Here is an 18,293-nt window from a genome sequence, read left to right on the forward strand (position 1 = left end):
AATCTTCGGCAGCGCCGCCGACTTCGCGGCGATCGCCGCGTTCTTCGCTCTCGTCTTGCTTGGCATACATGCTCCTGCTGGTCATGCTATGCCTCGCACACAAAATTTCGGACAGGCTCCCACGGGTGGCTGCAAGAGGCCACCGGTGGGCATTTCTGGCCACCGGTGGAAACGTCAAACTCCCGTTCTTGCCTTGCTGCTTTGTGTCGACTGGTGGCCCGTGTCGATTGACCGCCCTGCGCGCCGTCAATCGCCCGCCAGGCCGGCAGCCGTGTCTGGTCGCAAACCGGTGCCCTTGTTCGTCGTGCCCCGAGTCCCCGGCGTCCCCGCCGCAACCCAGGCGCCGCCGGCCGGCACATCGCCCGCCGCAACCGCCCTGCGCCACCCGTGAGCCCACACCGCAGAAAGCCCCGCCATGACCGACACCACCCGCCGCCTCAGCGCCATCAGCCTGTTCGTGGAAGACCTGCCCGCCGCCAAGGATTTCTATGCGCGGGTGTTCCAGGTGCCCATCGTGTACGAAGACGCCAACTCGGCCGTAGCCGGTTTCGAGAACCTGCTGGTCAACCTGCTGCAGGTGGATTGCGCGGGCGAGATCATTGCGCCGGGCAAGGTGGCAGCGCGCGGCGATGGCGCGCGCTTCCAGATCAGCATCTGGGTGGCCGATGTGGATGCCGTGTGCGCGCGGCTGCGGCGCGAGGGGGTGGAGATCCTCACCGGCCCGGTCAACCGGGCCTGGGGCATGCGCACCGCCAACTTCGTGGATCCGGCCGGCCACAGCTGGGAAGTGGCGCAGCAGCTGGCTGCCTGACGGCGCACCGCGCCTGGCGGGCGCCTCGGCGCCGTCGCATGATCGGCCATTTGGCCATCGGCCGCAGGAGAGAACCATGAAACGAGTGACGGGCATTGGCGGCATCTTCTTCAAGGCCAAGAACGCGCCGGCGCTGCAGGCCTGGTACCGCCAGCACCTGGGCATCGATGTGCAGCCCTGGGGCGGCACCGCCTTCCGCTGGGCCGATGCCGATGGCCAGCCGGTGGCGGGCAGCACCATCTGGTCCATCGGGCCCGATGTGGCCGAGGCTTTTGCGCCCAGCCCCGCGCCCTTCATGATCAATTACCGCGTGGAAGACGCGCGGGCGCTGGCGGCGGTGTTGAAGGCCGAGGGCTGCACGGTGCTGGAGAAGATCGAGGAGTCCGAGTACGGCGTGTTTGCCTGGGTCATCGACCCCGAAGGCAACAAGGTGGAGCTGTGGCAGCCGCCGGCCGGGCGGTAAGGCCTTGCCAGCGGTGCCACTCAGCGCGCGCGGCGCGGCTTGGCGGCCGAGGCTGCAGCTGCCGCCGCGGTGCGGGCCTCGCAGCTGCTGCGCAGCCAGCGCCCGCTCAGCTCCAGCTTTTGCAGCAGCGCGCGCTTGCCGCCCACGCGCACCACGGTGCCGTCCAGGGCCTGCGGCTTGGACGAGGTGAAGCGCGCGTGCACCTGGCTGCCGTCGTCACAGTGCAGCACGATGGCCCAGGCGCGGCGGCTGGCCTTGGCCGGGCCGGCCGGGCGGCAGGGGTCGTCCTCGATGGCGTCGGGGCCGCGCACCAGGTGCAGCAGGCTGCGCTCGGGCAGGCAGTGGGTTTCCACCACGGTGCGCCGGGGCTGGCTGATGCGGGTGGTGACTTCCCAGCTGCCGGTCTGGATGTCCAGGGCTTCAGCACGGCCAGCACCAGCGCCACGGTCCACAACGCGTCCATGGTTCGGGTGTTGGCTTGCGACAGGGCGCGCGCATTGTCACCGCTGGCATCGCACCCGCCAGCACCCGCCCAGCACCACGCGCCACCGGGCCCGGGCCGCGCGCGGCCGGTGACGGCGCGGGCGCGGCGCTCAGAACCCCGCGGCGCGGATCTGCTGCACCAGCAGGTCCATGTTCGGGCGCAGCTTCAGCTGCTCGTACAGCATGGCCTCCAGCATGGTGCGCTGCTGGGCGTCGGCCACCTCGGCGGCGATCTCGGCACGCCGCGCCTCCACCTCGGCGGCGGTGGCGGCCGTCACGGTGCGCCAGCGCCAGGCCTGCTCGGTGTCGCCGCGCTGCACCTGCAGGCGGTAGGTCTGGTCGGGCTGGAAGGCGCTGGCCGGCACGCGCACCGGCTGGCCGCCGGGCACAGTGATCTCGGCCACCACCTCGGTGCGCGGCTCGCCGCCTGCGGTGGCCGGCGCCACCTCGCGCAGCACACGCAGCCGCGCCTCGCTCTCGCCCACGCTGGGCAACGGCAAGCCATCGGCCGGCACGTGCACACGCAACGGGCGCTCGAAACCCACGCTGCGCATGTAGGCCGGCTGGGCCTGCTCGCGCCGGGTGCTCAGCTCGGACCACACCAGGTTCACCGAGCGCGTCTCGCTGCCCGGCTGCGGCGCACGGGCCACGCCCTGGGCCGTGATGGGCACCAGGTGCGGCTTGCCGTCGCTGCCGATCCAGCTGGCCCGCGCGGCGCCGGCCAGCAGGCGCAGCGCCTGGCAATCCTGCGTCGAGAACACCGGGCTGCGCTCGCCCTCCACGGCCTTGACGCGCGCGGTGGCGGGGCCCAGCACCATGCAGCTGACCGGCTGGGCCTGGGCGGCGGCACCGAGGGTCAGCGTGGCGGCCAACACGGCAGGAACAACATGGCGGCAGAGGAGCGAGAGCGGGTGCAGGGTCATGACGGTGCGTGACACGGTGATGGACGGGTTGAACAGCTGGGACGGATGACGATGCGGTGAGTCGGACGGGATGACTGCGTTCAGGCCGGGCGCAGCAGCAGCCAGACCAGGGCGGCCGCGGGGATCACGGTCTGCACGGCCAGGCTGGACAGCACCAGCGCCGCCTCGGCGGCATTGCGCCAGTGGGAGGGGCCTGGCGTGGCTGCGGCCGCCGGAGCGGACTCGGTGCCGGGCGCCGCAAGGCCGCGGGCCCGGTGCCAGCAGTCGCGCAGCGATTGCAGGTCACGGCGCAACGGATCCATGGCCGTGACCTCCCAGGCCTGTGACAGGCTGTTGAAGGTGCGCACCTTGTTCTGGCCCCAGCCCCAGCCCAGCGTGGTGCGCACCAGCACCAGCGCGGCGGCCGGCGCCGTGGCCACCCACAGGCCGGTGTGCGCATGGCACCAGGCCAGGGCCTCGGCCACCGCCAGCAGCCAGGCCAGCACCAGCAGCACCTGCACGCCCGGCCACAGGCGCTGGGCGGCAAAGGCATGGCCGGGCCAGCGCGCCTGCAGCGCCGGCTGCGTGCCCCAGGGGCCCAGGCGGGCCTCCATCAGACGTTGCAACAGTGCCAGCACCACCCCCAGCGCCGACAAGGCCAGCCAGCCGACGGTCAGCCGGCCGATCAAGCCCACGCTGCGCTCGCCGTCCAGCCCGCCCTGCAGGCCGGCGGCATGCACCATCAGGCCGTAGCGCAGGCCGGCCGGCGTGTCGATGCGGTCATGCGGGCCCCACATGCCGCCGATGACCACCCAGCGCGGCGGCTGCGCGGCCAGCAGCTGCACGCTGTCCTCCACTTCGCCCGAGAACGGCACCACCAGGCCCTGGCTCAGCGTCGTGATGGCCAGTGGCGCCGCCAGACGCGCAGGCATGCCGTCGGGCTGGCGCGCTGCCGCCGCACGCGCCTGCTGCCAGGCCTGGCAGCTGCCGCCGGCCGGTGCCGGCGCGGCCTGGCCGTCCACCGCCAGCGCCACCTGGGCCAGCGAGCCGCTGAACTGCCAGGCCCCGTCGGCATAGCCGAAGGCCGTGGGCACCAGCGGCAGGCCCAGGTACACGCCGGCGGCGCACAGCCGTGCGCGCCAGGCCTGGCGCAGCGGCGTGTCGTCGGCATCGCGCAGCACCGGATCGGCCAGCACCCAGCGGCCGGGGTGGCGCAGCAGCACGGCCAGCACCGGATCGGCCGGGTCGTCGCTCAGCGGCGCCAGGTCCAGGTCGATCAGGAAGCCGCGGGTCTGCGGCAGGGCCTCGTCCAGGGCCTGCAGCAAGGCCGCCAGCCGCGCGCGGTCAAGCGGCGAGCGCCCCCCGAACCAGCTCTCGTAGCCCGCATCGTCGATGCCCAGCACCGCCACCGCGGTGGGCGGCTGCGTGGCATGGGCGGCGGCGCGGCGCAGGTCGTGCGCATCGAAGCTGCTCTGGAAGTAGCGCCAGGCGCCCCAGTTGGCCAGCAGCGCGGCCACCACGCCCACCAGCAGCGACGCGCGCAGCGTGGTGGTCAGCGCCTCGTGCAGGAACTGGCCGGCCAACAGGCCGGCCAGCCGGCGCAGCCGCTCACTTCGCACGCTGGGCATCGGCCTGCGCCAGGGCGGCCGCCTGGGGTTCGAACACGAAGTCGGCGCCGCGCTCATGGCCGGCGTCGGCGGCGGCGCCGTACTGCGGCGTCTGCGGCAGCTCGCTCTGCACCGCGGTCTTCACCTTGGCGAAGATGCCGGCGCCCGAGGCCCAGCGGCCCAGGCCGCGCAGCCGCTCCACCAGGTTCCAGGCGAACACCGAATGCCCGTGGCGGCCGGTGTCGGCCACCGGCTCGTCGCCGCCCGAGGTCATCACCGTCACCGCCCGCTGCGCGCGCAGGCGCTGCGGGTCGTCGCCATCGCCAGCCGCGGGCTCGATGCGGCCGGTCTGCGCGAAGCGGCCCGAGAAGCAGCTGTCCGACACCACGGTGATCTGCCGGCTGGCGCTGGCCGCGAGGATCTTGTTGAGATCGCGGTTGGACACCCAGCCGCGCGGGTCGTCGGCACGGCCGTCGCGCGGGATCCAGTAGCCCAGGTCGGTGGTCTCCACCATCTCGCCATGGCCGGCGTAGTAGACCAGCAGGCTGTCCTGCGGCCGGGCCTGGCTGGCCAGCTGGTTGAGCGCGGCGAACACCTCGGGCTTGCGCGCATCGGTGACGCGCATCACGTCGTAGCCCAGGGCCTCGCGCAGCGTGCGGCTGACCAGATCGGCATCGGGCACCGCGCCCACCAGCTGCGGAATGCGGCGGTCGTCGTAGCGGTTGATGCCGATGACCACGGCCAGGCGGCGCGGCGGCGGCCCGGCATCGGCCACCGGCGGGGCGGCCGGCGTGGCGACCGGCGTGGAGGGGGCCGGAGCGGGGGCGGTTTCGGTCGGGGCCGCGGGGGACGCCGAGGTCGCCGAGGTCGCCGAGGTCGCCGAAGGCGCGGAGGCTGTCGGCGGCGTGGCCGGCGCATTGCCCAGCGCGGGTCGCACCGGCTGCCAGGCGCACTGGCCCTCGGCGCCGGAGACCCCCTGCGCGCACACCGGCAGATCGGCCAGGCCGGGCTGGCGTGCCAGCTGCTGCACGGCCTCGGCGAACAGCGCCTGCTTGTAGGCGCGGCGGGCGGCCAGCGTGTCGCGCAGCTCCTGCCCCGACATCTCGGCCACCGGCAGCACCCGCAGGTAGGTGCTGGCCATGTCGGCGGTGAGGAAGCGGTAGGCGGGCACGGTCGGCCGTGACGCCTCGGCCACGCCGTCGCTGCCGGCGGCCGGCGGCGCGCCCAGCTCGCGGCCGGCACGCGACTCGGCCAGGCTGAGTGCCGCGGCGTCGCCGCCGGTCGACGGCGACAGCGCCAGGTGGCTGAGGTCGAGGATGGCGGTGGACGCACCGGTCATGCGCCAGTTCTCGGGCGCCAGGCCCGCATCGGCAGGCAGCTCGGGCGCCGCCGCCGGGGCCGCGCCCGCCACGCGCACCCGCGCCACGGCGTCCTGGCTGGCCAGCACCAGGCCGGCCGTGACCGGCGCCGTCTGCGGGCCGGTGAGCGGGGCTGGCGCGGGGGTGGGCACGGGGGCGGGTGCGGGTGCCGGCGTTGGTGCCGGCGTTGGTGCCGGTGCCGGTGCCGGTGCCGGTGCCGGTGCCGGTGCCGGGACCGGTACAGGCGTGGGCGCAGGCGCCGGGCTGGGAACTGGGGCTGGGGCCGGAGCCGGCTCGGGCGCGGGTGCCGGCGTCGGTGCCGGCGCCGGGCCGGGCGCAGGAGCCGGCGCGGGAACAGGCGCTGGCTCCGGCGCAGGTGTGGGAACTGGCGCAGGCGCCGGGGCCGGTTCGGGTGCTGGCGCCGGGCTGGGCACAGGAGCCGGGGCCGGGGCCGGGGCAGGCTCCGGCGCTGGCGCTGGCGCTGGCGCTGGCGCAGGTGCAGGTGCAGGTGCAGGTGCAGGTGCAGGTGCAGGTGCAGGTGCAGGTGCAGGTGCAGGTGCAGGCTCGGGCGCTGGTGCAGGGGCCGGAGCCGGTTCTGGCGCAGGCGCAGGCGCAGGCGCAGGCGCAGGCGCGGGTGCGGGTGCAGGTGCCGGCGTAGGTGCCGGCGCGGGTGCGGGCTCCGGTGCAGGAGCTGGCGTCGGTGCAGGTGCGGGTGCCGGCTCGGGCACCGGCACGGCGGCCTGCAGGCTGGTGGCGCGCTGGCTCCAGCGCAGGTCCCAGCCGTCGGCTGCCGTGGGGGCCAGCAGGCTGGCGAAGCTGCCGCTGCTGCTGCCGTACTGCAGCAGCATGAAGGCATCGCCCGCGGCCGGCGTGAAGCCGCCGTAGGGCAGCAGCTGCAGCGCGCCGTCCAGCGTGGCCTGGCCGCTGACCTGCAGCGTGCTGTGGCCGGTGCCGGGCGTGGTGCCGCCCACGGCCAGGCGCAGCAGGCTGGCCGGGCTGAGCAACAGGTTGCCGTCGATGGCCAGGGCCCCGGGCGAATGGCCCGGCGCCACGGTGGCCGCGCCCACGCTGACCGAGCCGCTCACCGTGCCCGAGCCGCTGAGTTCACCGCCCAGCAGCGCATAGCCGCCGGCGCCCACGCGCAGCGCACCGGGCTGGCCCACGGCCGTGCCCAGGCGCAGCGCGCCGGCGGTCTGCTGCAGGCCGCCGTCCAGCGCCAGGCCGCTGCCCTCCACCTGGGCCGTGCCGGCCAGCGTGGAGAGGCCGCCCACGCGTGTGACCGCGCCGAGGCCCTGGTGCAGCGTGCCCCCGGCGTCGATGCCCAGCGTGCCGCCCAGGCTGGCGCTGCCGGCCTGCAGGTCGAGCAGGCCGCCCGCGGCCACCACCGTGGCGCCGCCGGTGCCCAGCGTGCCGCCGGTCTGCGTCAGCGTGCCGGCCAGGGCCAGCGCATCGGCCTGCAGGCTGCCGCGCAGCAGGCGCACCTGGGCACCAGCCTGCACCTGCAGCGCGCCGGTGAAGCTGCCGCCGTCCAGCGTCAGGCTGCGGCCGCTGGCCAGGGCGGTGGGGCTGGCCATGGCCATCGCGGCGCTGTCCTGCAGCAGCAGGTCGCCGTTGAGCGTGCCTGCGCCTTCGACGCTGCCGCCCTGCAGGCGGAAGCCGCCGGCATCGGCCTGCGCCTGCGCGCCAGCGGCCACGCTGAGCGCGCCGCCGCTCTGGCGGTAGCCGCCGGCAAACCGGGTCTGCCCGCCGGTGACGTTGACGTTGCCGCCCAGGTTGTCGAACGCGGCGCTGAACACCAGGCCATCGCCCGCCTGCAGCTCGCCGTGATTGCTCACCGCGTTGGGCAGGCTGCGGCCGGCCAGCAGCAACTGGCCGTGGTTGACCAGCGCGCCGCTGGCCAGCCATTGCGCGCTGCTGCCCGCCGGCAGCTCGATGCGGCCACCGGCCGCCACGTTCAGCGCGCCGCTGCCGTCGAACACGCCTGCGCCCAGGCCCAGCGTGCCGCCGATGCCCAGCGGCGCGTTGTTGAGCAGTTGCCCACCTTCCACCCACAGCGCGGCGCCCGACGGCAGCTGGTTGCCCGCGCCACCGGCGGTGGCCAGCGTCACGCGGCCGGCGCGCAGCACCAGCGAACCCGACGGCAAGGTCGCGTCGGTGAAGGTATAGGACAGGCCGGGGTTGTCGAGCACGCGGTTGCCGCTGCCGGCAAACACCAGGCTGGCGCCATCGGCAAAGCCCAGCGTGCCCTGGCCGCCGAGGGTGCCGCCCTGCCATTGCAGCGTGCCGCCCTGCTGGACCAGCTGCGCCCCATCGGCCAGCGTCACGCTGCCGCCCAGCAGTTGCGACGCGGCCCCCTGCGCCGTGAGCCGGCCATCGACCGTGAGCGTGCCCTGGTTCACCAGCCCGCCGCCCAGCACCGTGCCACCGCCCAGCTGGGCCTGGCCCTGGTTGGTGAAGCGGCCGGCCAGCGTGACGCCCTGGCCGCGCACCTGGCCGGTGTTGGTGAGGTTGCCGCTGCCGCCGAAGGCCAGCGCGGCCAGGTCCAGCGGCTGGGTGGTGCCCAGCAGCAGGCCGCTGCCCGCGCCGTCCAGCATCAGCTGCGCGCCGGGCTGGCGCGTGTAGTGGCCAGCACCGGTCCAGCGGCTGCCGTCGCCAAAGGTCTGTGTGCCGGCCGCAAAGTCCAGCGTGGCGCCAGCGGCCACATCGAAGCCGCCACTGTGGCGGCCGTCGCCTGCCAGCGCCAGCGTGCCCTCGCGCACGGCCAGCGTGCCCTGCACGTCGAGGGCCTGGGCGATGCTGGCGCTGCCGGTGCCGGTCTTCTCGGCCCGTGCCGTGCCGGCCAGCACCAGGCGGCCCGCGCCGCCGATCTGGCCGGACTGCAGGTCCAGCGGGCCCTGCAGCGTCAGCACGCCAGGGTTGTCCAGCGTGCCGCCGGCCAGCGTGACGCGCTGTTGCCAGGTGGTGTCGATGGCGGGCAGGCCCAGCGCGCCACCACTGGCGAGCACCAACGGCGCATCCAGCTGCAGGCTGGCCGGGGTGGCCACGGCGCTGTCCACCGTCACCGCCTGGCCGCTCACCACCACCGCCTCGTGCCCGCTGCCGGGCACGCCCCGCGTCCACAGGCCGGCATCGGCCCAATTGCCGGCCACGCCGGCCGTCCAGCGCGTGATCGAGCGCGTGGTGTCCAGGATGCCGGGGGCCCCATCGGCGTTGAAGCTGAAGGCCACGTCGGCGGCCCAGGCGCCCAGCACGCGCTGCGCATCGAAGCGGCCGGTGATGCCCACGGCGCCGTCGTTCACGCTCAGCAGGCGCGGGAAGGCGTCACCCAGGCCGGCGGCGAAGCCGCCCACCTCGGCCACCGCCAGCATGCCGGCCAGATCGGCCGTCAGCGCGATCGGCTGCGTGGCCGCGCCGACCGCGTCCTTCAACGCCAGGCGATCGTACTGGCCGGCGGCAGTGCCGGCCAGGTCGGCATGCAGCACGCTGCCCGGCAGCATCTGCAGGTGGCCACGCAGTGTGAGCGTGCCCACGGCGCCGGCGCCATCGCCGGGGTCGATGGTGCCGGCATTGCGCAGCGTGCCGGGCGGCAGGTCGGGGTTGCCGAACAGGCCTGCGGCATCGCCCAGGTCCAGTGTGCCGCCGCCGGTGACGGTGCCGCTGGCCTGGTTGACCAGGTCCTGCCCCAGCGTGGTGAGTGTTGAGCCCGCGGCCACCTGGATGGTGCCGGCATTGGCCGCCAGGCCGTTCACCGCCACCAGGCCCAGGCCGTTGCTGATGATCTGGCCCTCGTTGCGCCAGGCCGTGCCGGTGAGGCCCAGCGTGCCGCCCAGGCCGATCAGCGTGCCGCGGTTGAGCAGGCCGGTGTCGTCCTGCCCCACGCGGGCCATGCCGCTGAGCGGGCCGTAGACGGTGATGTCGCGGTCGATGGTGAGGGTGGCGCCGGGGGTGGTGGCGGCGATGGCTGCCGCGATGTTGGAGGCGTTGACGAAATAGACGTTCGCGCTGCCGGTCAGCAGCGGCGTGCCGCTGGGGCCGGTGAAATTCAGGCGGGCTTCCTCGTCCAGCGTGATCCAGCGGCCGTTCTGCACGTTCAGAGCACCGGGCACATTGGCCTGGCCGCGAATCAGCAGATCGGCATCCAGCGTCACGCCGTCCAGCGTGGCGGATCCACCCACCACCAGTTGGGCGTCATTGGTCGACCGTACCGTGCCACCCAGGATGCTGCCCCCCGCCAGCACCAGGCTGCCCATACCGTCGAGCGAGAGCGTCTGGCCTGCGTTGTCCAGCACGCCCGACAACTCGAACCAGCCCGCACCGGACTGGCTGGTGCGCCCCAGCGTGGCGGTGCGGGCCGTGCCCCTCAGCCAGACCGCCCCGCCCGAGGCCGCGAGCGTGCCAGACACGCCGTCCGCGACACCGGCGTAGTCGCCCTGGATCTCCACCACAGCGCCTGGCCGGGCCTCGATCAGGCCGGTGTTGCGCAGCCCTGGGCCGATGAACCGGCCCTGGCCGCTGTCCACGCGCCAGGTGCCGCGGTGCGTCAGTTCGGCATAGGGCGCGTACACCGCCGACACGCCGGTGCCGGCCAGCGTGATGCCGGCGCCGATCTCGTTGGACACCGAGCCGTTGAACTGCAGCTGCGCGCCACTGGCGGTCAACAGCCGGCCATCGCCCATCAGGCGCGCCTGACCCGAGGCGTCTTCGGCGATCGTGATGCGCGAGTTGCTGCCCATGGTGAGGGCATGTCCGCCGCTCAGCGTCAGCAGGCCGTTCTGGACCTGCAGGCCCGATCCGGCCGCCATGGTCAGGTCAGCCGCCAGGTCCACGCGGTCCAGGTAGGCCACGGCGTTGCTCCACAGGCGCAGGCCCTGGCCCCCGGTTCCCGCCTGCACCCGGCCGTTGCGCAGCGTGGCTTGGTCAATCCACAGCTCGCCGCTGCGGCCCAGGTCCAGCACGCCGCCCTGCATGTCGATCACGCCGCCCCATTCCAGCGTCACGCTGCCGGTGGCGCCGCGCTCCACCTGGTACAGGGTGGCCGGCGTGATCTCGCCCAGGAAGGTGAGCTGGCCGTTGCTGTTGACGGCCAGCGTGCCGTTGGCGGTATCGAGGGTGCCGCCGAGCGCGAGCACGCCGCCACGGGCCTCGAGCCGGCCCAGGTTGTGAACGGCGCGTGTTGAAAGCTGCAGCAGCCCGCTCTCCGAGCGGATCGTGCCTTCGTTGGTGATGGAGCTGCTGGCCCACAGCCGTGCCGAGCCCTCGCCCGCCGACTGGCCCAGCACGGTGATGCCGGCGCCCACGCTCAGGTGCGCGTTGCCGCTGTAGGGCTGATCGGCCACGATCTGCGTCACCTTGCTGTCCTCGACCACCAGCGTCACTGTGCCGTTGCCGCGCAAGGCCGGGGCCGTGCCGTCGCCAGTGAACTGCAGCGTCGATCCGCCCCGCAGCGTGAGGCTGCCGCCATCGCCCAGGGTCAGGGCCGCGGGCACGGTGACGGTGACGTCCTGCTCGACCTGGGCCGCCGCCTTCAGCGTGACGCCCTGCAGGCTGGGTGCGCCCAGGCGGTCGTTGCGCAGGCTGAGTTGCTGGCCGTTGGCGCTGGTGACGGTGAGATCGCGCAGCGTGCCGCCATGCAACGTCAGGCCGCCCATGGGGTCCAGATCCAGCACGCCGGTACCGGCGCCGGTGATCGTGCCGCCGCTGAGCATGAAATGGCCCGCACCGCTGCGCATCAGCGTGCCCAGCTCGCTGCTGAGCACGCTGCCGTTGATCTCGATGTCGCCGCCGTTCGCGGCGATCAGGCCGGTGCTGCTGAAGGCGCCGCCCAGCCGCACCGTGCCAGTCTGGCTGTCGACGGTGCCCTCGTTGCGCCAGCGTTCGGGGGCCACGATCAGTTCACCACCGCTGGCGCTCAGGCGCCCGCGGTTGACGAGGCTGGCGAGGGTGCCCGCAGTGACCATGTTGACGCCCGAGCGGGCCGTGATTTCGGCGCCGGCCGCGATCGTCAGGCTGGCGCCATCCCCCACCGACACCATGGCATTCGACAGCGCCACCGTGCCGACCGACAGTTGCGCGTCGCCGGCGCTGCCGTTGAAGTGCAGCGTGCCGCCGCTGACGCTCAGCGTACGCGACCGATCGTTGGCGCCCAGCGTCAGCGTGTCGTTCACCTCCAGGCGCTGGGCCTGGCCCACGGTGGTGTCCAGGTCCAGCGTCACCCCCTGCAGGATGCTGGTCTGCACGGCCACGTTGGCGCCGATGCGGTCGGGCAGGCGCAGGCCGTGGCCGTCGCTGCTGCGCAGGGTCAGGGCTTCCAGCCGGCCGCCCAGCAGCCAGGCATCGGCGCCCCGCACGTCCAGCACACCGCCGTTCAGCGCCACGCCGTCGTTCAGGCGGATCTCACCGCCATTGCCGCCCAGCGCGGCCTGCAGGCTGAGGTTCAGCGCGCCGCCGACGGTGTCGGCCGCGATCGGTGCGTTCAGCACGATGTGGCGGTCGGCCTGCAACGTGAGCGTGGGCGCGCCGGGGCCGGTGGGCGTGCCCACCAGGATGGGCGCGGTCACGGTGATGTCGCCCGCCTGCGGCGTGCCGGTGCCGCTGCCAGCGTAGCGGGTGGCCAGCGTGACGCTGGTGCCCTGGCGCAGCGCCTGCGTGATCTGGTCGGCGCCGACGGTGGCGTCCGGCCCCGTGGGTGTGAGGCTGCCCCCATCGCCCGCCACCACGGTGACATCGGCAATGTCGGTCACGCTGATGGCGATCGGATCAATCAACCACTCACCCGCCCGCCCGGCCGCCGCACTGGCGTTCGGCGTGCGGTACACCCGCAGGCCGCCGGTGGTGGAGGTCTCGATGAAGCCGCCATCGCCCTGCTGCGCGCCGCCGCGTGCGCTCAGCGTGCCCGTCATATTGAGCCGGGCATCGGCCGCGGGCACCTCGGGCGCCGCGGCCGTGGGCTGCGCGAACACCACGATGCGGCCGCCGTCGCCGCGGCCCAGGCCATCGGCCAGCAGTTCGCCGCTGGCGGGCACCGTCAGCAGCGGCGCGCGCGCGTCCACCGTGCCGGCGCGGCCGGCGGCGCTGGCGTCCACGCGGCCGGCGATGTCGAGCTGGCGGCCGGCGCTCAAGCGGATGTCACCGCCTGCCGCCTCGGTGCGGCTGCCGGCGGCCAGCGTCAACGTGTCGGCCGCCACCAGGGTGATGCGACCCTGCGCGTCCACGGCCAGGCCGCTGGCGCGCACACTGCCGCTCTGGTTGACTACCGCGCCCTGGACGTCCACCTGGCCGGCCTGCACTGTGCCGGCCTGCTGCACCTGGCCATCGGCCACCGGCACGCGCACGCGCACGAAGGGCGCGGCGGTGTCCACCAGGTCCAGTGTGCGGCCGCTGGCCAGCGCGGCCTGGCCACCCGGCGCGTCGATCAGGCCCTCGTTGCGCACCTGGCCGCCGGCCAGCAGCACCTGGCCGCCCCAGGGCGTGCGCAGCGTGCCCAGGTTCAGCACGCCGGCATCGGCCGGCGCACCATCGGCCGCGCTCAGCGTCCAGCGGCCGGCCAGGAAGTCGGCCGGGCGCAGGTCCAGCGTCGAGGCCACCAGGCCCGCCACGTCCACCCGCGCATCGCGGCCGAACAGCACGCCGTTGGGGTTGAGCAGCCACACGCGGCCATTGCTCTGCAGCGTGCCGAAGATCTGGCTCGGGTCCTGGCCCGTCACGCGGTTGAGCACCACGCTGCCGGCGCCGGGCTGGCGGAACACCACGCCCATGCCGGCGTCGATGGAGAAGCTGCGCCAGTCGAGCGCGGTGCGCTCGGTGCCGGTGGTGACGACCAGCGACTTCCCCTGCTGCGCCGCCTGGGCCTGGCCACCCACCACGCTCATGCCGGTGGGCAGGCGATCGGCCGCGCGGCCGGGCGCCGCGGCGGTGGCCGCAAAGCCGGCGGCCAGCGCCAGGGCCAGCGGACGCAGCCGGGCCTGCGGGACGGAACGGGTGACGATGGGGGTGCGGCGGTGCATGGTGGGTACTCCGGGGCGGCGGCTCAGAAGCTCTGCCGCAGGCTCAGGTGGCCGCGCCAGTGGCCGGCAGGGGCGTGGTCGGTGGCTTCGCCGGCGCGCGCCGCGTCCAGCCGCAGCTGGCGGTGCGCATCGGCCCACTGCAGGCCCAGGCCAACGCCCCAGGCGCCGCACTGGCTGTGGCCGGCGCGGCAGCTGGCGCCAGCGCGCTGCGCCACCAGGCCGCCGTCGATGAAGGCCGACAGCTGCCAGCGCTGCCAGCCGCTGTCGCCAGCGGCCGTGCCGGCGCTGCCGGCGCCCAGCAGCGTGGCCAGCCGCGTGCCCAGCTCCAGCGAGGCGCTGACGCCGCGGTCGCCGGCCAGCGCGCGCTCGCTGTAGCCGCGCACCGAGCCCGCACCGCCCAGGCCGAACTGCTCGGCCGAGACCAGCGCGTCATCGCTGAACTGCGCGCTGGCCCGCCATTGCAGGCTGACCTGGCGCGCCAGCAGCGCCTGGCCCGACGCGTCAACGCGCAGCAGCCGGTAGTGCGGCCGGGCGCCAGCGCGGGCGGCGTCGAAGGCCGCCGCATCGCCCGCACGGCCGGCGCCCAGGTTGGCCACGGCCTGCAGCATCAGCTGGGCCTGGCCGGGGCGCTGCAGCGACCAGCTCAGGGTCAGCGGCAGCACGTCCACCGGCGCGGCGGCGGTGCCGCAGCCCTCGGTGCCCAGATCGCCCACGGCGCAGTCGTTGCGGTAGCGGCGCGCCTCCACGCCCACCGCCAGCTGCTGCTTGGCCTCGGCCAGCGCGGCCAGGGTCCACAGCGCGCGGGCGCCCACCGATTCACCGCGGCCGGCAAATCGCAGCTCGCCGGCGGGCGTCTGACTGGGCGCGTTGCGGGTGTTCGAGCCCAGCGCGTTGAGCTCGATGAACAGCCGCGCCGCATACAGCGGCACGCGCAGCGAGGCGCTGGCCACCTGCACCCGCTCGGGCGCACTGGGCGAGGTGACGTAACGCAGGCCGCCCACGATGTCGCGGTCCAGCAGGTTGGCATGCTGCACATCGGCGGCCAGGCGCCAGGGCCCGGTGCCCTCGGAGCCGGTGTTGTCCAGCGCCAGGTGGGCGCGCAACGGCGGCTGCTCGTCCACCACCACCAGGGCCTCCACCTGGCCGCGCTGCTGGCCGGGCTGGAACACCACATGCGCCGACTTGGCCGGGTTCTCGTTGACCATCAGCAGCTCGGCGTCCAGCCGGTCCAGCCGCGGCGTGCGGCCGGCCTGCAGCGACGGCAGGCCGCGCAGCACGTTGTCGCGGCTGAAGCCCTGCGCACCGCTGACGCTGATCTGGCTGAGCCGGCCCTCGATCACCTCGATGCGCACCACGCCCTGCTGCGGCGCCTGCGCGGGCACCTGCACCACCACGGCACCGTAGCCGGCGGCTCGGTAGGCCTGCTGCAGCCGCTGTGCGGCCGCCTCGATGTCGGCCAGCCGGTGCTCGCCCGGCGGCAGGGCCAGCGCGGCCTGCACCGTGGCGTCGTCGAGCAGGCTGTTGCCATCCACCTGCAGGCGCTGCACCGCCAGGCGCAGCACCGGGGCGGCCATCGCAGCAGGCCCCGCGGCACCCGCGGCCGTCACGGCTGCCTGCGCCAGCGCCCCCATCGGCAGCGCCACCATCAGCGCACCGGCCACACCGGTCAGAACCGGCCGGCACGAAGCCTGTTTCCCCATCGGCCGGTGGGCGCGCATGGCCACCCCGGGCGTCTTGTTCTGTTCTTGACTGCTCATCCAACCCCGCCACCGCGTGTCGGCCACGTCGGCGTTCCCTCGCGTCGTCCCCCGCAGCGCGGGCCTTGTGGGCCCCGCCGCGCCTGATGCACCGAGGATAGCCATGGCAGCGCTTGCAAACGGTCGCAGGCGCCCCTGAATCCCCCCATCAAGGGGGATGCGAACGGACGGCAGCGCGGCGCCTGTCACACCCCGCGCCGCCTGCGATCATCCAGCCATGCCGATCCGTCTGTTCGTCTACGGCACCTTGAAGGCCGGCTTCCCCAACCACCACCTCAACACCGGCCGCCGGCTGCCGGGGCGCTACATCACCTGCCAGGCCTTTCCGCTCTATGTAGTGCGGCTGCCGGCCGAGGACCGCGCGCCCTGGCTGATGAACCTGCCCGGCCAGGGCCATTGCGTGACCGGCGAGGTGTACGAGGTGGACGCGGCCGACCTGCCAGCCATCGACCGGCTGGAAGAGGTGGGCCAGCCCACCGGCTACGAGCGCGTGTCCCTGGCACTGCGCAGCGCCGACGACCCCTCGGTGCAGCTGCAGGCCCAGGCCTACCTGAAGCCGGCCGCGCAATGGCCGCGTTGCCTGGCGCACGAGGGCCCGTATGCCGAGTACACGCTGGATCATGCGGTGGGCTACTACCTGATCCAGGACGGCTTCTGACGGCCCGCGGCCATGGCCGCCGTATGCTCAGCGGGCGCACTGGAGACCGCCATGACCCGAACGCCCGATCCGCAAGCCGACCGCCACTGCCGCCGGCCCGGGCGCCACCGCGCGCTGCGTGGCGCCTGCGCCGCGCTGGCGGCTGCCTGGCTGGGCACGATGGCCGCGGCAGGCGCACAGGCCCAGCCCGTGGCCGCGCTCGATGGCGAACGCCGCATCGTGCTGGTGGCGGCCGACGGCACGCGCACCGAGATCGGCACGGTGCGCTTCACGCCCACCGGCGACGGACCCACCTCGCGCGTGGCCGTGGCCCTGCACACCGAGCGCTTCACCGATCACTTTCTGTCGATGCGCGAGTTCAAGTGCCTGCCCGGTGGCACCGAGCTCAGCTGCCATGTGCCCTACCCCTATGCCAACCCCGGCACCGTGGCGCCGGGCCAGCTGGCCTGGCTGGAGCACCGGCTGCTGTTCTTCTTCAAGAAGCCGGCCGACTTCGGCGCCAAGTTGTGGAACGGCATCTACTGGCAGCTCAAGCCCACGCCCACCGGCTGGGTGGGCACGCCGCAGGCCATCGACCTGAACCGCATCGGCGCACCGCCCGACCAACCCAATGAACCGCCCTACCGCCCGGCACTGCGCGACGACCTGCCGGCCGATGCCCGCTGGTTCAGGCAACTGCTGATCGAGTGAGGCGCGGCGGCGTCACGGTGGTGATCAGCCGCGCCTGCCGAACTCCTCGCCGCCCACGTAGATGCGGTTCCACACCGGGCTGATCACCAGCTCGTTGATGCACACATGCGGCGGCAGCGTGGCGATGAAGCCGATGGTGCGACCCAGGTCGTCTTCCTGCAGCATGCGCGCCTTCTCGGCATCGCTGGGCTCCACCGGCCGGCTCTTCAGGATGGGCGTGGCCACCTCGCCGGGGCACAGCGCAGTGGCGCGCAGGCCGTGGCGGCCGTTCTCAATGTTGAAGTCGGCGGTCAGCGCGCGCATTGCGGCCTTGCTGGCGGTGTAGGCCGGGCCGGTGAGTGCGCTGTAGTGCCAGCCGGCGAACGACGACACATTGATCACCGTGCCCTGCCCGCGCGCGCGCATGCCCGGCAGCACGGCCATCGTGCACCAGGCTGCGCCGTTCAGGTTGACCGTGGTGACCTGGTCGAAGGCCTCGGGCGTCACCTGCTCCCAGGCACGCTGGCGCACATTGATGCCGGCCGAGTTGACCAGGATGTCCACACGGCCCAGGCGCTGCTGGATGTCGTCGGCCACGCGCGCCACGGCGGCGCGGTCGGCCACGTCCAGCGCGACGGCGCTCACGGTGCCATCGGGCGCGCCTTGCAGCGTGGCCTGCACCACGGCCGCCTGCAGCTTGGCCGCATCGCGCCCCGAGATCACCACCTGGGCGCCGGCCCGCGCCAGTTCGATGGCGCCGGCCAGGCCGATGCCGCTGCCGCCGCCGGTGATCCAGGCCACCTGGCCTGACAGCGCGCCGCTCATGGTCAGACCGTCCGCCCGCCGTCGACCGGGAACTCCACGCCGGTGATGAACTCGGCGTCGTCGCTGGCCAGGAACACAGCGGCCTTGGCGATGTCGAGCGGTGTGCTCAGGCGGCCCAGCGGGATGGTGGCCAGGAACTTGGCGCGGTTCTCGGGCGTGTCGGGCATGCCCATGAAGGCTTCGAGCAGGCCGGTCACGCCCATCACCGGGCAGATGGCGTTGACGCGGATGTTGTCGGGGCCCAACTCCACGGCCAGGCTCTTGCTCATCAGGTTCACGGCGCCCTTGGAGCTGTTGTACCAGGTGAGGCCCGGGCGCGGGCGGATGCCGGCGGTGGAGCCCACGTTCAGGATCACGCCGCTCTTCTGCGCGCGCATCTGCGGCACCACGGCATGCACCATGTGGAAGATGCTCTTGACGTTGATGGCGTAGACCTTGTCGAAGGTGTCTTCGTCGACGTTGAGCAGGGGCTGGTTCTTGTGCGTCCAGCCGGCGTTGTTGACGACGATGTCCACGCGGCCGAATGCCTCGGTGGTGGCCTTGACCAGGGCGTCGATGTCGGCACGCTTCGTCACGTCACAGGTCACGGCGATGGCGTTCGGGCCCAGTTCGGCCGCCACCTTCTTCGCGCCCTCGCCGTTGATGTCGGCCACGGCCACCTTGCCGCCTTCCGCCACGTACTGGCGAGCGATCTCGGCACCGAAGCCGCTGGCCGCGCCGGTGACGATGGCCACCTTGTTCTTGAGTCTCATGCTGT

General features: G+C 73.9%; 11 protein-coding genes. 4 read left to right on the plus strand and 7 right to left on the minus strand.

The genetic code is table 11. The features are described 5' to 3' along the window. Nucleotides 1-415 precede the first annotated feature (415 nt). Nucleotides 416-811, plus strand: coding sequence for a VOC family protein (locus tag AACH10_RS11465; RefSeq protein ID WP_341410548.1), 396 nt, complete (start codon nt 416-418; stop codon nt 809-811). Between the two features lie 76 nt (nt 812-887). Further along, a complete protein-coding gene (locus AACH10_RS11470; protein WP_341410549.1) occupies nt 888-1,274 on the plus strand; it encodes a VOC family protein in 387 nt (128 codons plus the stop codon). A gap of 20 nt (nt 1,275-1,294) precedes the next feature. Here AACH10_RS11470 and AACH10_RS11475 read toward each other — a convergent pair whose 3' ends face one another. The 5 genes from AACH10_RS11475 to AACH10_RS11495 form a co-directional block, all read right to left on the minus strand. Beyond that, the gene (locus AACH10_RS11475) at nt 1,295-1,726 is read right to left on the minus strand and encodes a hypothetical protein (protein WP_341410550.1); all 432 of its coding nucleotides are present in this window, start codon (nt 1,724-1,726) and stop codon (nt 1,295-1,297) included. Nucleotides 1,727-1,867: 141 nt separating this feature from the next. Then, on the minus strand, nt 1,868-2,680 hold the full coding sequence (locus AACH10_RS11480; protein WP_341410551.1) for a hypothetical protein: 813 nt from the start codon (nt 2,678-2,680) through the stop codon (nt 1,868-1,870). 80 nt (nt 2,681-2,760) lie between these two features. Beyond that, nucleotides 2,761-4,287 carry a CHASE2 domain-containing protein gene (locus AACH10_RS11485; protein ID WP_341410553.1) on the minus strand — a complete coding sequence of 509 codons (1,527 nt, stop codon included), beginning with the start codon at nt 4,285-4,287 and terminating at the stop codon, nt 2,761-2,763. Beyond that, nucleotides 4,268-13,627: a two-partner secretion domain-containing protein gene (locus AACH10_RS11490; RefSeq protein WP_341410554.1), complete on the minus strand. Its 9,360-nt coding sequence runs from the start codon at nt 13,625-13,627 to the stop codon at nt 4,268-4,270. Before AACH10_RS11490 ends, AACH10_RS11485 begins: the two co-directional genes overlap by 20 nt. Before the next feature lie 23 nt (nt 13,628-13,650). After that, on the minus strand, nt 13,651-15,384 hold the full coding sequence (locus AACH10_RS11495) for a ShlB/FhaC/HecB family hemolysin secretion/activation protein (RefSeq protein WP_341410555.1): 1,734 nt from the start codon (nt 15,382-15,384) through the stop codon (nt 13,651-13,653). Nucleotides 15,385-15,601: 217 nt separating this feature from the next. Here AACH10_RS11495 and AACH10_RS11500 point away from each other — a divergent pair, with 217 nt between their 5' ends. Together AACH10_RS11500 and AACH10_RS11505 are read left to right on the plus strand one after the other, a co-directional pair. Further along, nucleotides 15,602-16,042, plus strand: coding sequence for a gamma-glutamylcyclotransferase family protein (locus AACH10_RS11500; RefSeq protein ID WP_341410556.1), 441 nt, complete (start codon nt 15,602-15,604; stop codon nt 16,040-16,042). Nucleotides 16,043-16,093: 51 nt separating this feature from the next. Next, nucleotides 16,094-16,732: a hypothetical protein gene (locus AACH10_RS11505; RefSeq protein WP_341410557.1), complete on the plus strand. Its 639-nt coding sequence runs from the start codon at nt 16,094-16,096 to the stop codon at nt 16,730-16,732. A gap of 24 nt (nt 16,733-16,756) precedes the next feature. On the opposite strand, the gene AACH10_RS11510 is transcribed toward AACH10_RS11505, so the two are convergent. Further along, nucleotides 16,757-17,536 (minus strand): SDR family oxidoreductase, encoded by a 780-nt coding sequence (locus AACH10_RS11510; RefSeq protein WP_341410558.1) that lies wholly within the window; start codon nt 17,534-17,536, stop codon nt 16,757-16,759. 2 nt (nt 17,537-17,538) lie between these two features. Then, complete coding sequence (locus AACH10_RS11515; RefSeq protein WP_341410559.1) at nt 17,539-18,288, minus strand: SDR family oxidoreductase; 750 nt, start codon at nt 18,286-18,288, stop codon at nt 17,539-17,541. Between the last annotated feature and the right edge of the window lie 5 nt (nt 18,289-18,293).

The sequence above is a fragment of the Pseudaquabacterium inlustre genome (assembly GCF_038066595.1).
In the GTDB taxonomy this organism is placed as follows: Bacteria; Pseudomonadota; Gammaproteobacteria; order Burkholderiales; family Burkholderiaceae_C; genus Pseudaquabacterium; species Pseudaquabacterium inlustre.

Coding starts and splice junctions, on each gene's coding strand:
- AACH10_RS11465 (WP_341410548.1), top strand. CDS start 416: ATGACCGACACCACCCGCCGCCTCAGCGCCATCAGCCTGTTCGTGGAA.
- AACH10_RS11470 (WP_341410549.1), top strand. CDS start 888: ATGAAACGAGTGACGGGCATTGGCGGCATCTTCTTCAAGGCCAAGAAC.
- AACH10_RS11480 (WP_341410551.1), bottom strand. CDS start 2,680: ATGACCCTGCACCCGCTCTCGCTCCTCTGCCGCCATGTTGTTCCTGCC.
- AACH10_RS11485 (WP_341410553.1), bottom strand. CDS start 4,287: ATGCCCAGCGTGCGAAGTGAGCGGCTGCGCCGGCTGGCCGGCCTGTTG.
- AACH10_RS11490 (WP_341410554.1), bottom strand. CDS start 13,627: ATGCACCGCCGCACCCCCATCGTCACCCGTTCCGTCCCGCAGGCCCGG.
- AACH10_RS11495 (WP_341410555.1), bottom strand. CDS start 15,384: ATGAGCAGTCAAGAACAGAACAAGACGCCCGGGGTGGCCATGCGCGCC.
- AACH10_RS11500 (WP_341410556.1), top strand. CDS start 15,602: ATGCCGATCCGTCTGTTCGTCTACGGCACCTTGAAGGCCGGCTTCCCC.
- AACH10_RS11505 (WP_341410557.1), top strand. CDS start 16,094: ATGACCCGAACGCCCGATCCGCAAGCCGACCGCCACTGCCGCCGGCCC.
- AACH10_RS11510 (WP_341410558.1), bottom strand. CDS start 17,536: ATGAGCGGCGCGCTGTCAGGCCAGGTGGCCTGGATCACCGGCGGCGGC.
- AACH10_RS11515 (WP_341410559.1), bottom strand. CDS start 18,288: ATGAGACTCAAGAACAAGGTGGCCATCGTCACCGGCGCGGCCAGCGGC.